The 13,470-nt window shown below is 74.4% G+C and carries 13 protein-coding genes and 2 pseudogenes; 7 read left to right on the top strand and 8 right to left on the bottom strand.

What is annotated here, in order from left to right:
- The first annotated feature begins 5 nt into the window (after positions 1–5).
- Positions 6–1,835 (top strand): tetratricopeptide repeat protein, encoded by a 1,830-nt coding sequence (locus ACN26Y_RS12465; RefSeq protein ID WP_155330442.1) that lies wholly within the window; start codon positions 6–8, stop codon positions 1,833–1,835.
- A gap of 209 nt (positions 1,836–2,044) precedes the next feature.
- Here the strand turns inward: ACN26Y_RS12465 and ACN26Y_RS12460 are convergent, their stop codons facing one another.
- Positions 2,045–3,625 (bottom strand): MDR family MFS transporter, encoded by a 1,581-nt coding sequence (locus ACN26Y_RS12460; protein WP_155330441.1) that lies wholly within the window; start codon positions 3,623–3,625, stop codon positions 2,045–2,047.
- 106 nt (positions 3,626–3,731) lie between these two features.
- Between ACN26Y_RS12460 and ACN26Y_RS12455 the strand changes: the two are divergent.
- Positions 3,732–4,492: pseudogene (locus ACN26Y_RS12455) on the top strand (TetR/AcrR family transcriptional regulator).
- Here ACN26Y_RS12455 and ACN26Y_RS12450 read toward each other — a convergent pair.
- Both ACN26Y_RS12450 and ACN26Y_RS12445 read right to left on the bottom strand, forming a co-directional pair.
- Positions 4,396–4,899, bottom strand: a complete 504-nt coding sequence (locus ACN26Y_RS12450) for a GNAT family N-acetyltransferase (RefSeq protein WP_155330439.1) — start codon at positions 4,897–4,899, stop codon at positions 4,396–4,398. The pseudogene ACN26Y_RS12455 and the gene ACN26Y_RS12450 sit on opposite strands and share 97 nt — an antisense overlap.
- Entirely contained in the window at positions 4,896–5,111 is a 216-nt protein-coding gene (locus tag ACN26Y_RS12445) for a biotin/lipoyl-binding carrier protein (protein ID WP_155330438.1), read from the bottom strand. The genes ACN26Y_RS12450 and ACN26Y_RS12445 overlap by 4 nt, the downstream gene beginning before the upstream one ends.
- Positions 5,112–5,377: 266 nt before the next feature.
- On the opposite strand from ACN26Y_RS12445, the gene ACN26Y_RS12440 reads away from it, so the two are divergent.
- Positions 5,378–5,452 (top strand): 50S ribosomal protein bL37, encoded by a 75-nt coding sequence (locus ACN26Y_RS12440; RefSeq protein ID WP_369752275.1) that lies wholly within the window; start codon positions 5,378–5,380, stop codon positions 5,450–5,452.
- Positions 5,453–5,542: 90 nt separating this feature from the next.
- On the opposite strand, the gene rsrA is transcribed toward ACN26Y_RS12440, so the two are convergent.
- The 5 genes and pseudogenes from rsrA to ACN26Y_RS12415 form a co-directional block, all read right to left on the bottom strand.
- The gene (gene rsrA, locus ACN26Y_RS12435) at positions 5,543–5,830 is read right to left on the bottom strand and encodes a mycothiol system anti-sigma-R factor (protein ID WP_155330436.1); all 288 of its coding nucleotides are present in this window, start codon (positions 5,828–5,830) and stop codon (positions 5,543–5,545) included.
- Position 5,831: 1 nt separating this feature from the next.
- Positions 5,832–6,650 (bottom strand): sigma-70 family RNA polymerase sigma factor, encoded by an 819-nt coding sequence (locus ACN26Y_RS12430; RefSeq protein ID WP_155330435.1) that lies wholly within the window; start codon positions 6,648–6,650, stop codon positions 5,832–5,834.
- A gap of 364 nt (positions 6,651–7,014) precedes the next feature.
- A pseudogene (locus ACN26Y_RS12425) lies at positions 7,015–7,674 on the bottom strand (alpha/beta family hydrolase); the annotation flags it as partial.
- A 167-nt stretch (positions 7,675–7,841) separates the two neighbouring features.
- Positions 7,842–8,237, bottom strand: a complete 396-nt coding sequence (locus ACN26Y_RS12420; RefSeq protein ID WP_422734741.1) for a WhiB family transcriptional regulator — start codon at positions 8,235–8,237, stop codon at positions 7,842–7,844.
- Positions 8,238–8,431: 194 nt separating this feature from the next.
- Positions 8,432–9,151, bottom strand: coding sequence for an SOS response-associated peptidase (locus ACN26Y_RS12415; RefSeq protein ID WP_155330433.1), 720 nt, complete (start codon positions 9,149–9,151; stop codon positions 8,432–8,434).
- 103 nt (positions 9,152–9,254) lie between these two features.
- On the opposite strand from ACN26Y_RS12415, the gene aroA reads away from it, so the two are divergent.
- From aroA to ACN26Y_RS12395, 4 genes are all read left to right on the top strand, one after another.
- Positions 9,255–10,556 carry a 3-phosphoshikimate 1-carboxyvinyltransferase gene (gene aroA, locus ACN26Y_RS12410; RefSeq protein ID WP_155330432.1) on the top strand — a complete coding sequence of 434 codons (1,302 nt, stop codon included), beginning with the start codon at positions 9,255–9,257 and terminating at the stop codon, positions 10,554–10,556.
- Between the two features lie 95 nt (positions 10,557–10,651).
- The gene (rsgA, locus tag ACN26Y_RS12405; protein WP_422734924.1) at positions 10,652–11,662 is read left to right on the top strand and encodes a ribosome small subunit-dependent GTPase A; all 1,011 of its coding nucleotides are present in this window, start codon (positions 10,652–10,654) and stop codon (positions 11,660–11,662) included.
- Positions 11,663–11,687: 25 nt separating this feature from the next.
- Positions 11,688–12,506 (top strand): histidinol-phosphatase, encoded by an 819-nt coding sequence (gene hisN, locus ACN26Y_RS12400; RefSeq protein ID WP_155330430.1) that lies wholly within the window; start codon positions 11,688–11,690, stop codon positions 12,504–12,506.
- Positions 12,507–12,532: 26 nt separating this feature from the next.
- The gene (locus tag ACN26Y_RS12395; RefSeq protein WP_155330429.1) at positions 12,533–13,420 is read left to right on the top strand and encodes a hypothetical protein; all 888 of its coding nucleotides are present in this window, start codon (positions 12,533–12,535) and stop codon (positions 13,418–13,420) included.
- The last annotated feature ends 50 nt before the right edge of the window (positions 13,421–13,470 follow it).

Genomic DNA, 13,470 nt, shown 5'->3' with positions numbered 1-13,470 from the left:
CGGACGTGTCCGAGCACGAGCGGGACCTGCCGGCGGCGGAGGAACTGGCCCTGGCCCGGTCGGCACTGGCCGACGGCGACCTGGCGCACGCCGCCGCGCACGTGGCGGGCGCACTCGCGCAGGCGCCCACCCTGCCCGAGGTGCACGAGGTCCTCGCCCGCCTCGCCGCCGCCGGCGGGGGCGGACTCGACCTGTTCCCCCTCCGCCACAACGTGTTCGTCGGCACCGTGGTCGCCCGAGCCCACCTGCTCGCCGCCGCCGGCCGCCCCGCCGAGGGATTGGACCTGCTCGTCGCGGCCACCGGCCACGCCCCCGCGACCCCCTGGGCGAAGGTGCCCTGGGTGACCGCGCCCGACCTGGCGGAACGTCTCGACCCCGACCGCACCGCCCGGATCCTCATGCAGGTGTGCGCGGCCGCGCCGGATCCGGTGCCCCGGGCCGGCCGGGCGGCCCTGACCCCGTACCTCGCGCTGGCCCGCAACGCGGTCACCGTCCACCCGGGCCACGCGCTGCTGCTCGGCGCGGCGTCCGCGCTCGCCCGGCGGATCGGCGAGGTCACGGTCGCGATCCGCTGGGCCAGCCAGGGCGTACGCGTGGAGCCGTCGAAGATCGGCGAGGTGTGGCTCGGATACGCGTACCGCAGCGCCGGCCGCATCCGGGAGGCGCTGTCCGCGCTCGAACGGGCCGTCGCGCACGATCCGGACGACCTGGCCGTGTACGCCGACATCGCCGGCACCCTCGCCGACCACGGCCGGCTCGACGAGGCGCTCGAATGGATCGACCGGGCTCTCGCCCGGGACCCGTCCTTCGACTGCGCGGTGCACACGGCGCACCGGTTGCGGTTCCGGCGCGACGGCGACGCGGCGCACCTCGTCGCGCTGGCCGACTTCACCCGGGAGCACCCGGACGACACCCACGAGCACGCCGACCTCGCCGAGGCGTGCGCCGGCCGCCCGTGGCTCGGGCAGGTCACGCCCGCCGTCGGGCCGGCGGTGGACGCGCTGCGCGCCGTCCTCGCCGACGACCATCGCGGACTGGGCGCCGCCGTCCGGCTGGAGTCGCCGACGCCGCCGAGCGCCCTGCGTACGCTCACCGCCGCCGCGCCCGGCCTGCGGGTGGAGATGGTCGGCGGGCCCGGCCCGGATCCGCGCGAGCCGCGCCGGGCGACGGGCCGGCAGCTGTGGCGGTACGACGGCGACTCGGTCACGCCCGCCGTCCCGGCGCCGTCGGCGGAGGCCGCCGCGCACCTCCGGCAGTTCGTGCACCCGGCGTGGCCGCACCCGCCGGCGGCGTACGACGCCGCGGTGGCACTGGCCACCCTCGACCTCGCGGACCTGCTCGGCCTGCTCGTCCACCCGCCGGCCGCCCCACCGACCGCGCTGGGCCGGGTACTCGACGGTCAGGACCCGGCGCTGTGGACCCGCAGCGTCCAGGTCTGGACCTGCCTCGGGCTGCTGCACCACCGCACCGACGAGCCGTGGGCCGGGTCGACCCGACGCCGGGTGCTGCTGGACCTGGCGTGGGGCGTCGAGGACTGGACCTCCGAGGCGGCGCTGTTCGCCCTGGTCACCATGGCCTGGGTGGACCCGTCGGTACGCCAGGACGTCGCGGCGCTCGTGGCGGAGCGGCTGGCCGACGCCGCGGAGGTGGCCCGGACGCGACCGGTGTCGATCGCCGCTTCCCTGGGTCACCTGGCGCTGGCCACCCCCGACCTGGCCCCGGAGGCGCGGGCGCTGGCCCACACTTTGACCGGTGGCCCGCCACGGGGCCCCGGCGGTCCCGGCCCGCTACGCCGCCTCTGGCGTCAGCTGACCACCCTCCTCCGCCGCCCCTGACCACCCCACCGGCCCACCACCGCCCGCCGTCCACCGCCCGCCCCACGCGGCGGCCGGCCGGCGCCCGGTCAAGATCCGCGCACTTTCCCGGAAAGTGCGGCCTCACCGCGCCGGGAGGCCGCACTTTCGGGGAAGTTGTGCGCTGCGGGTCGCGTGCGACGCGCAGCGCACGCCGCGCCGCCGGCGCGGCGTCGGGTCAGGGGGTCGGGTCAGGGGGTCGGGGTCTTGGCCAGGGCCGTCTCCGCCTCGTCGGCGGAGGCGGCCGGCGGGGTGTTCGCGGTGCGCAGCGGGATCTCCTTGATGAACCAGGCGAGCAGGGGCACCACGACGGTGAAGAGCACAGCCCACAGGAAGACGTTCGAGATCGCCTCGGCGAAACCACCGAGGACCACCTCGCGGGCCTGCGCCGGCAGCTCCCGGAGCCGCTCCAGGTCCATCGCCGCGCCGGCCTCGCCGCCCCCGCCGAAGGAGCCGCCGGCCGGGGAGTCGGCCAGCCGGTTGGCGAAGATGGCCCCGAACAGGGAGATGCCGAACGAGCCGCCGATCGAGCGGAAGAATGTGGCCGCGCCGCTCGCCGCGCCCAGGTCGCGCTGTTCCACGCTGTTCTGCGCGATGAGCATCGAGGTCTGCATGAGGAAACCCATGCCGACGCCGAACACCAGCATGTAGAGCGAGGACTCGATCTTGCTGGTGTGCACGTCCAGGCGGGTCAGCAGCGCCATGCCGGCGGTCATCACCACACCGCCGACGATCGGGAACGCCCGGTACCGGCCGGTCCTCGTGATCGCCCGGCCCACCAGCAGCGACACCACCAGCATCCCGAACATCAGCGGGAGCAGGAGCAGCCCGGAGTTGGTGGCCGAGGCGCCCTGCACGGTTTGCTGGTAGAGCGGCAGGAAGCTCATCGCGCCGAACATCGCGAAGCCCAGCAGGAAGCCGACCACCGAGATCAGCGCGAAGTTGCGGTTGGCGAAGAGCCCGAGCGGCAGGATCGGCTCGACCGCCCGCCGTTCGACGACACCGAAGGCGGCGAGCGCGATCAGGGCGAACGCGGCCAGGCCGAGGATCTGCGGGGAGGCCCAGGCGTACTCGTTGCCGCCCCACGTGGTGATCAGGACGATCGCCGTGATGCCCGCCGCGAGCAGCGCGGCGCCCCACCAGTCGATGCGGTGCTCGGTGCGGCGCCGGGGCAGGTGCAGGGTGGCGATCAGCAGCACCAGTGCGACGCCGCCCAGCGGCAGGTTGACGTAGAACGCCCACCGCCACGAGAGGTGATCGGTGATGAAGCCGCCGACGAGCGGGCCGGCCACCATGGCGATCGCCATGATGCCGGCGATCATGCCCTGGTAACGCCCCCGCTCGCGGGGCGGAACCAGGTCGCCGATGATCGCCATGACCCCGACCATCAGGCCGCCGGCGCCGAGCCCCTGGACGGCGCGGAACGCGATCAGTTCGACCATCCCGCCGTCGGCCCCGCCGAACAGCGCGGAGCCCGCCATCCCGCAGAGCGCGGAACCGATCAGGAAGATGACCACCGCAGTCAGGAAGACCGGCTTGCGGCCGTAGAGGTCGCCGATCTTGCCCCAGATCGGGGTGGAGACGGTCGTGCCGAGGACGTACGCGGTCACCACCCAGGTGAAGTGGTCCAACCCGCCGAACTCGCCCACGATCCGCGGCAGGGCCGTGCTGACGATCATGTTGTCCAGCATCGCCAGCATCATGGCGATCATCAGGCCGAAGAGCACGAGCCGGATGTTCGGTCGTACCGGTGCCTGCGCTGCCTCGCTCATCGGTAGGCTCCCCCCGAGATGTGTGCAACTTACTTGCCGCCCGGCTAGTCAGCTTACTAGCCGCACGGTAAGTTGGGCATCGGACAACGGTCAAGCGAATCGGGTGGTGAGGGTGAGGGAGAGCACAGGCGGCACGCGGGAGCGGATCAAGGCCATCGCGCTGGAGCTCTTCACCGAGCAGGGGTACGAGAAGACCTCGCTCCGGGAGATCGCCGAGCGGTTGAACGTGACGAAAGCGGCGCTCTACTACCACTTCAAGAGCAAGGACGAGATCGTCAGCAGCTTCGTCGAGGACCGCCTCGACCACATGGCCGAGCTCGTCGCGTGGGCCGAGGAGCAGCCGGCCACCCTGGAGACCCGGCGGGCGATCCTCGGCCGGTACGCCGACACGATGTTCGCCGGCGACCAGCCCTCGGTGATGCGCTTCTTCGAGCAGAACCAGACGGTGCTGAAGAGCCTCGCCGCCGGCCAGCAGATGCGGAACCGCATGTTCGGCCTGGCCAACGCCCTCTGCCGGGGTGACGACTCCCCCGGCGCCCAACTGCGGGCCGTGCTGGCGCTGTTCGCCGTGCACAGCAGCTGGTTCGCGGTACGCACCCCGGGCATCAGCGACGCGGAGCGCCGCCGGATCGCGATGGAGGTCGCCGAGGAACTGCTCGCGGCCATCGGCCCCCGGCCGGACGAGCCGTCCTGACCTACGGCTCGCCGGGCCCGCCGGCGCCGGACCGGCCAGCCCGCAGCCGGCGACCGCGCCCGCCCGCGAGGCGAGGTCAGCCGGTCAGGTCCAGCCGCAGGGCGAGCAGGTCCACGCCGGCCAGCGGCGACCAGTCCTTCTCCGGTACGCGGACGAAGCCCCGCCGCCGGTAGAGCCGCTGCGCCGAGGCGGCGTGGCCGTCCCGTACGCAGATCACCACCGCGGAGCAGCCCGAGCCGGTGGCGCGCGCCACGCACGCGTCGACCAGCGCCGCCCCGACTCCCCGGCCCTGCGCGGCCGGGTCCACGGCGAGCATCCGGAACTCCGCCTCGCCCGGGCCGGACAGCTCGGCGTACCGGCTGCCGGGCAGGACGAAGGTCACCGAGCCGAGGACGGCGTCCGTGACCGGGTCGACGGCGACCAGCACGTCGCCGTGCGCCGCCCGGGTGGCCACGTCGGCGAGCACCGCGCCGTACCCGGTCTCGCCCTTGAGCTGCCCGTCGGCCTCGTACGCGGCGACCGTCAGCCGCGCCACCGCGGCGAAGTCGGCCGGCCCCGCCGACCGCACGAGCACGCTCAACCGATCACCGCGATCAGGTCGCCGTCCTGCACCACGTCGCCCTCGTTGACGGCGAGCTGCTGCACGACGCCGTCGGACTCGGCGACGACCGGGATCTCCATCTTCATCGACTCCAGGATCACCAGGGTGTCCCCCTCGGACACGGCGTCACCGGCCGACGCGACGACCTTCCAGACGTTCGCCACCATCTCGGCGCGGATCTCCTCGGCCATCTCCCGGCCCTCCCTCTCGCGACTGCCTGCCGACGTATCCAATCATGTCGGCGGGCCGCGGTGGGCGGGAGCGGCCGGCCGGACCGTGGTCCACTCTCCGACGTGCCGCGCCCGGCGTGTCGGGCGGCGCGGCGTACCGGAAAGGGGCCCGGACGGGGGCCGCCGGCGGTGGCGGCACTAGCATCAGCGGGTCGGAGCCGGCCGGTGCGTGCCGCGGCGTCGCGGACGCCCACGGCGGTGGCAACGGCCAACACGAGGAGGTCACCATGGCGAAGAAGGCCCGCAAGAAGAAGGCTCGTAAGAAGAGCTCCGCCAACCACGGCAAGCGCCCCAACTCCTGAGGCGCCGGCCGGGCGGATCAGTTCCGGTGCGGACACGGCGGTGGCCCGGGTCGTCCCCGACCCGGGCCACCGGTGTCTGTGTCTCCAGCGTCAGTCGGCCAGTTCCCGCGACTCGCTGCTCTCGAAGACCACGAGCTCGGTCAGCTTGACCCGGAGCCGCTCGCGCAACTGCTCGGGGGCCGTCTCGTTGCCGCAGCAGCGGGCGACCAGCGCCTTGACCTCCTGCTCGATGCCGTACTCCCGCAGGCAGTGCCCGCACTCGTTGAGGTGGTACCGGATCAGCGTGCGGCGCTCCTCGGCGCACTCCAGGTCCAGGTAGAGGTAGACCTCCGCCAACACCTCGCGGCAGTCCGTCTCGTGCGGCTCTCCACAGCTCACGTCACACCTCCCGGCCGGCGGCAGCGGTCGAGCCCTTCGACGACGACGCGGAGCTGAAGCCCCGTTCGGCCGCGTACTGCTCGAGCAGCTTGCGCAGATTACGTCGGCCCCGGTGCAGGCGCGACATCACCGTGCCGATCGGCGTGCCCATGATGTCGGCGACCTCCTTGTAGGAGAAGCCCTCGACGTCGGTGAGGTAGACGGCCAGGCGGAACTCCTCCGGCAGCTGCTGGAGGGCCTCCTTGACGTCGCTGTCCGGGAGCCGGTCCAGCGCCTCCGTCTCGGCGGACCGCAGCCCGCTGGAGGTGTGCGACTCGGCCTCGGCGAGCTGCCAGTCGGTGATCTCGTCGGTCGGCGCCTGGATCGGCTGCCGCTGCCGGCGACGGTAGGAGTTGATGTAGGTGTTGGTCAGGATCCGGTACAGCCAGGCCTTCAGGTTGGTGCCCTGCTCGAACTGGTGGAAGGCCGCGTACGCCTTCAGGTACGTCTCCTGGACCAGGTCCTCGGCATCCGCCGGGTTGCGGGTCATCCGCAGGCCGGCAGCGTAGAGCTGATCGACGAAGGGCATAGCGTCCCGCTCGAAGCGGGCCCTGCGCTCGTCCGTCTTCTCGGTGGTCAACCGCACATCCCCTCGCGTCGGATGCTTTCCCGCCGAGGATACGCGCACGGACCTGCCCGCAGATTCACTTCCGGCGGGTGTGCCCGCGCTCACCGGGTCGACCGGCGGCACCGCCGCGGGCCAGTCCGGACCGTCCAGCAGCCGACGCAGCTGCCGCGCGCCCCGCTCGTCCCGTTCCCGGGCCTGCGTCTCGGTCGGCACCCGTCACCCCTCTCGCCAGAAATGTCGTCCGGGGAGTGCAACGCGGGACCCCGTGCCCGACATTCCGACCGCCGGCCCCGTTCCTGGTCCCGGCTCGACCTCGGCGGAGACCGACGCTGGGACCAGGAAGGGCCTGGGAGGACCGGCACCGCCGCCCCCAACCGGGCAATACGGCACCATCCGGTGCAACGAGGGTGCCCCACCCGGGTCACGCGCGGCCGCGCAGGTCCACCCGTCCGCCCGATACGAAGGCGGCTGACCGCGGTCGGTGCCCGCGGGTGGCCGAGCCAGCATCTTCCCCGAAGTTGCGCGGATCCTGGTCGCCCAAGGCCGCACTTTCCCCGAAGTTGTGTGGATGCCGGTCGCGGAGCCAGTCGAGCACCACCGCCGCCGTGCCGGCCGGATCCTTGCGCAGGTCGTGGCGCTCCCCGGGGCGGGTAACCACGCGCACCGCCGGCCCCGCCTCCGGCACCCCGAAGGGGTCGCGGTCGCCGTTGACCACGAGCGTCGGCAGGCCGGTGGCCAACTCGTCGGCCCGGGACCGCTCCGGGCGGCCCGGCGGGTGCAGCGGGAACGCCAGGGCGACCACGGCCACCGCGCCGACCGCCGTGGCGGTGCGGCAGGCTACCCGCGCGCCGCTGGATCGGCCCCCGACCACCAGGGGTACGCCGGGCCACCGCTCCCGCAGCGCGGACACCACGACCGTCCACGCCTCGTCCAGTTGTCCCGCCGGTGCGGGCGCGCGTCGGCCGGCCACCCGGTAGGGCTGCGTCACCCGCGCGACGACCAGCCCGGCGGCCACCGCGGCGTCCCGGACCGCGACCAGGTCAGGCGCGTCCACCCCGCCGCCCGCGCCGTGCCCGAGCACCAGCAGGGCGACCGGAGACCTGACCGGCGCAGCGGAACCGTCAGTCGGCGCGGTGCCGGACGGACCCGTGGCGTACGGACCGGTCGGCAGGTCGACGTCCACCCGAGCCGGCCCGCGTGGGGTGGCGATTTCCTCCGTCAGCGACACGGATCCCATTCTCGGCCGTCCCGCCGCCGTCTTGGGGACGCGCCACCGGATCCGCCGCGCCGGTCCGGCAGCTGCGGGCCCGGCACCTTGATCCACTCGACGTCCTGCGTATCGGGCTGACGCAGGATGCCCCGACTTCCGGCAAACCGAGTGGATCATGCGGTGGACGGGGTGGCTCAGCGGCTCAGCGGCACCAGGGTGAGCAGGCGGTCCCGGACCGGCGGGCCCGCCTCGTCGGCGGCGCCCGGGTCGGGCTGCACCTCGCTGCGCCAGGCGACCAGCATGGCCCGGCGCTCGCGGGGCGTGGTGCCGCCCCACACGCCGTGGCAGTCACCCACCTCCAGCGCCCAGGCCAGGCAGGAACCCTGGACGTCGCAGCTGCGGCAGAGAGCCACGGCCGCGTCGGCCGGCTCGTTCGGCGCCGGAAAGAACGTCTCCGGATCGACGCTCTGACAGGTGCCTCTGGTGCGCCACGCCTCGTCCTGCCGGCGCTCCCGTAGGGCACGCAACAGCCGTGGATCTCGTCGTGCTGCGGCCACTTCGTGCGGACGGGGCATACGTGCCCGGGTCATCCACCCACCTCCCCCGTGGGACCGGCAAGATCGATGGACGTCGTCCGCCCCCTGCGAATCGACGCCCACTACCGGCGCTGTGTTGTATCGCACTTCCGAACGTCAATACAAGGGGTTACGGCGAATGTGGGGCGACAAGCACGGAACTTTTCATCCGCAACTCTGGCAAATCACTCCTGCCAATGCCCCGGCCGTCAGAAGAGCGTCAACTCCCCGTGCTCGCCCGCGCGCGCGGGCGGGACCGGCACGGCCACGCGCTCGACGAGGTGCGGGCCGTCGTTGCGGACGTCCCCGACCGCCGGCCCCACCGGCCGCACCTCGAGCCCGGCGAGCCACTCCGGCGGCGGCGCAGCGAGCAGGCCCTCCGGCTGCGCGCTCGGCGCCAGCCAGGCGCCCCACCGCTCGCGCGGCAGCAGCAGCGGCATCCGGTCGTGCACCTCGGCCAGCTCGCCGAGGGCGGCCGTGGTCAGCACGCTGCACGTCAGCAGCGGACCGCCGGGCCCCTCCCACACCGACCAGATGCCCGCGAAGGCGAGCACCGAGCCGTCCCGGGGCGTCATGTAGAACGCCTGCTTCCCGCCCGGATGGCGGACCCACTCGTACCAGCCGTCGGCCGGGACGAGGCACCGCCGACGGGCGAAGGAGGCCGCGTACGCCCGGCTCGTGGCCACCGTCTCGGCCCGGGCGTTGATCATGCGGGCGGCGCCGGCGGGCGACCGGGACCAGGCCGGGACCAGGCCCCAGCGGCCGAGCGACAGCGCGCGGTCACCCTCTGGGGCGACCCGGACCAGCGGCACGGGATCGGTGGGAGCGACGTTGTGGTCCGGGCCGAGCCGGCCGTCCGTGTCGTCGTACGACTCGAACAGCGCGCTCAGGTCGCCCGCGGACCGGGTCGTCGCGTACCTCCCGCACATGTCGCACACGCTAACCCGCCGGACACCGCTCGGCTGTCCCGCTGACCGGGAGTACGGCCGGGCGGACGGCGTGGCCCGGCAGCGGAGACGGCAGAATGTAACCGTGGGGAATCTGACGGCGACCCGGCCGCTGCGACCGTGGACCGCTCCGACCGCGTCGGATCCGGTCTCGGCGACGCTGCGCCTGCCGGGCTCCAAGTCACTGACCGCGCGCGCCCTGGTCCTCAGCGGCCTGGCCAGCGGTCCGTCGACGCTGGCCGGCCCGCTGCGGGCGCGGGACACCGAGCTCATGGCCGGCGGGCTGCGGGCGATGGGCGCACACATGTCGATCAGCGACGACGCGCGCTGGCTGGTCCGCCCGCACCCGCTCGTCGGGCCGGCGCACGTCGACGTCGGTCTCGCCGGCACGGTGATGCGGTTCCTGCCCCCGGTCGCCGGTCTGGCCGACGGGCGGATCACGTTCGACGGCGACCCGGAGGCCCGGGTGCGTCCGCTCGGGCCGCTCATCGGCGCCCTGCGCGGCCTCGGGGTCCGGGTCGACACCCCGCCCACCGGGAGCCTGCCGCTGACCGTGCTCGGCACCGGCCGGGTCACCGGCGGGGAGGTCGTCATCGACGCCTCCGCGTCCAGCCAGCTCGTCTCCGGGCTGCTGCTCGCCGCGCCGCGCTTCGACCGGGGCGTCGTGGTCCGGCACGTCGGGCCGCCGGTACCGTCCGCGCCGCACCTGCGCATGACCGTGCAGATGCTGCGGGCCGCCGGCGCCGCCGTCGACGACACCACCCCCGACGTGTGGGCCGTCGAGCCCGGCCCGCTGGCCGGCCGGGGCTGGGAGATCGAGCCGGACCTGTCGGGAGCGGTGCCGTTCTTCGCCGCCGCCCTGGTCACCGGCGGCGAGGTCACCGTCCAGGGTTGGCCGCGCGGCAGCGCCCAGCCGGTCGAGCGGCTGCGTGCGCTGTTGCAGGCGATGGGCGGCGAGGTGACCCTGTCCACGGCCGGGCTGACCGTCCGTGGCACCGGCGCCGTGCACGGCCTGACCGCCGACCTCTCCGACGTCAGCGAACTCACCCCGGTACTCACCGCGCTGGCCATGCTCGCCGACTCACCGTCGCGGTTCACCGGCGTCGCCCACATCCGGGGCCACGAGACCGACCGGATCGCGGCGCTCGCCCGCGAGTTCGGCGCGTTGGGCGCCGACCTCACCGAGTCCCACGACGGGCTGGAGATCCGGCCCCGGCCGCTGCGCGGCGGGGTGTTCGAGACGTACCACGACCACCGCATGGCACACGCGGCGGCGGTCGCCGGGCTGGCCGTGCCGGGCATCGACCTGAGCGACGTGGCCTGCACCTCCAAGACGATGCCGGAATTTCCGGCACTATGGTCAGCGATGGTGACCGGCAAGAGCTGACGCGACGGGGGGCGGTCCTGGCGACCAGACGACGCGAGTACGACGAGGACGACGTCCGGGTCCGGCCCGGGAAGTCCTCGCGCCCGCGTACGCGGATGCGCCCCCGCCACGCCGACGCGGTGGACGGGTTCGTCACCGCCGTCGACCGGGGCCGGTACACGTGCGTGCTGCCCGGCGCCGGCCCCGACGCGCCGCCGGTGACCGCGATGCGCGCCCGCGAGCTGGGGCGCAAGTCCGTGGTGGTCGGCGACCGGGTGGGGCTGGTCGGTGACACGTCGGGGGCGGCCGGGGCGCTGGCCCGGATCGTCCGGATCGCCGAGCGCAGCTCGGTGCTGCGCCGCACCGCCGAGGACGACGCGACCACCGCCGAGGGCCGGCTGGAGCGGGTGGTGGTCGCCAACGCCGACCAGCTCGTCATCGTCAGCGCGCTCGCCGACCCGCCGCCCCGGACCGGGTTCATCGACCGGTGCCTCGTGGCGGCGTACGACGCCGACGTCGAGCCGCTGCTCTGCCTCACCAAGGCCGACCTCGCCGGCCCGGAGGCGGTGCTCGGGTACTACGCCGAGCTGGAGCTCCCGTACGTGCTGATCCGCCCGGGCTCGGAGCTGGACGCGCTGCGCAGCCTCCTCGCCGGGCGGATCTCCGTGCTGGTCGGGCACTCCGGGGTGGGCAAGTCGACGCTGGTCAACCGCCTCGTCCCGGACGCCGCCCGCGCGGTCGGCCAGGTCAGCGCGATCGGCCGGGGCCGGCACACGTCGACCAGCGCGGTGGCCCTGCGGCTGCCGCGGCTGACCGGCCGCGACGACGATCCCGGTTGGATCATCGACACCCCGGGCGTGCGCAGCTTCGGGCTCGCCCACGTCTCCGCCGACAGCCTGCTGCACGGGTTCCCCGACCTGGTGGAGGGCACCGTCGACTGCCCGGCGAACTGCCCGCACACCGCCGACGAGGAGGCCTGCGGCCTGGACGCCTGGGTGGCCGCCGGCAAGGCCGACCCGCGTCGGCTGGCGTCGTACCGTCGGCTCCTCGCCTCGCGCGCCGGGGAGAGCGACCCGCGCGGCGAGCCCGACCAGCGAAATCCCGGCGCCCCGCCGGCCGGTGCCTGACCCGGCCGCCGCTACCGTCTGCGACATGACCGGGTACGCCGACGACCTCGCCCTCGCCCACCGCCTCGCCGACGCCGCCGACGCGATCGCCACCGCGCGGTTCCGTGCGCTCGACCTGCGCGTCGACGCGAAGCCCGACCTCACCCCGGTCTCCGACGCGGACACCGCCGTGGAGCGGGCGATCCGTGCGCTGCTCGCCACCCACCGGCCCGGCGACGGCCTGCTGGGCGAGGAGTACGGCGAGCAGCCCGCGACCGGTCCGGACGGGCGGCGCTGGGTGGTCGACCCGATCGACGGCACCAAGAACTTCATCCGGGGCGTACCGGTGTGGGCCACGCTCATCGCGCTGCTCGAGGGGGACCGCCCGGTCGCCGGGCTGGTCTCCGCGCCGGCGCTGGGCCGCCGCTGGTGGGCGGCGCTCGGCGAGGGCGCGTACGCCGGCCGCGACCTGGCCGGCGGCACGCCGATCCGGGTGTCCGGCGTGACCGACCTCGCCGACGCGAGCTTCTGCTACTCCTCGCTGACCGGCTGGGAGGAGACCGGCCGGCTGCCGGCGGTCCTGCAGATCATGCGGGACTCGTGGCGCAGCCGGGCGTACGGAGACTTCTACGGTTACATGCTGCTCGCCGAGGGCGCACTGGACGTGATGGTGGAGCCGGAACTGTCGCTGTGGGACATCGCGGCGCTGGTGCCCATCGTCACCGAGGCGGGCGGCACGTTCACCGACCTGGCCGGCCGTCCCGCACCTGGTGACGCCGCGTCCGGCGAGATCAGCGCGATCGCCACGAACGGCCCGCTGCACGCCGACATCCTCGCCCGCCTCGGTCGGGCAACCGCGCGCTGACTTCCGTCAACCTCTATCCTCGCCAGGTGGTCTCCTCCGGCTGGTGTTTCCTCGCGTCGATGATCGTCGCGTACGGCATCGCCAACCTGCTCCAGTCGGTCGCGGCGGCCCGCACCACCGTGCACCACAGTTTCGATCCGGGCCTGCTGCTGCGGCTCGCCGGCCACCGCACGTACCTGGTGGGTCTGGGATGCCAGGTGGCCGGGTTCGTGCTGGCCTTCCTGGCCCGGCGGGACCTGCCCCTCTTCCTCGTCCAGGCGAGCGTCGCCGCCGGGCTCGGCGTGACCGCCGTACTCGGGGTGCTCCTGCTCAAGTGGCGGCTGCCCGCCGCCGAGGTCGCCCTGCTGGTGCTGCTCTTCGGCGGGATCGCCGCGCTGGTGCTGTCGGCCCGGCCCGCGCCGTCGCGGCAGCTCGGCACCGCCGGCCTGGTCGCCCTGGTGGCGGCCCTCGGTGTGATCGCCGTGCTCGGTTTCTTCGCGGTACGCCTGCACGGCTCGCCCGGCTCGGTGGCGCTCGGTTCGCTGGCCGGGTTGGCCTTCTCCGCCGCCGCCGTGGCGGCCCGGCCGTTGGCCTCCGCGGCCTCCGCGGAGGCGTTCCTCCGCGACCCGCTGCTCTACCTGCTCATCGTGCACTCGGTCGTCGGTCAGCTGCTGCTCGGGCTGGCCATGCAGCGCGGCTCGACCACGGCTGCCGTGGCGGCGATGGACGCCGCCGGGGCGGTGCCCGCGGCGATCGTCGGGCTGCTGCTGCTGAACGACAAGATCTGGCCGGGGCGGGAGTGGCTGGCCGCCGTCGGGTTCCTGGTCACCCTCGCCGCGGTGATCGGGCTGACCCGGTACGCGGAGCCGCAGCACCACCACCGGGTCGCCGGGGAACGGGAACCGGCGATGGTGGGGGCCGGCCGCGTGGGCTGAGCACCCGGCCGGTGGGCACGGCCCGTGGCGGGCGTCCCGGCCGCCCGGCG

The organism is Micromonospora sp. WMMD558 (assembly GCF_049315255.1).
GTDB lineage: Bacteria > Actinomycetota > Actinomycetes > Mycobacteriales > Micromonosporaceae > Micromonospora.
Note: the sequence above shows the minus strand (reverse complement) of the source record. Positions and strands in the feature narration are given on the sequence as shown.

What these genes read in the sequence shown, in the direction of transcription:
- ACN26Y_RS12460 (WP_155330441.1), bottom strand. Translation starts at nt 3,625, where the DNA reads ATGAGCGAGGCAGCGCAGGCACCGGTACGACCGAACATCCGGCTCGTG.
- ACN26Y_RS12445 (WP_155330438.1), bottom strand. Translation starts at nt 5,111, where the DNA reads ATGGCCGAGGAGATCCGCGCCGAGATGGTGGCGAACGTCTGGAAGGTC.
- ACN26Y_RS12420 (WP_422734741.1), bottom strand. Translation starts at nt 8,237, where the DNA reads ATGACCCGGGCACGTATGCCCCGTCCGCACGAAGTGGCCGCAGCACGA.
- ACN26Y_RS12415 (WP_155330433.1), bottom strand. Translation starts at nt 9,151, where the DNA reads ATGTGCGGGAGGTACGCGACGACCCGGTCCGCGGGCGACCTGAGCGCG.
- rsgA (WP_422734924.1), top strand. Translation starts at nt 10,652, where the DNA reads ATGCGCCCCCGCCACGCCGACGCGGTGGACGGGTTCGTCACCGCCGTC.
- hisN (WP_155330430.1), top strand. Translation starts at nt 11,688, where the DNA reads ATGACCGGGTACGCCGACGACCTCGCCCTCGCCCACCGCCTCGCCGAC.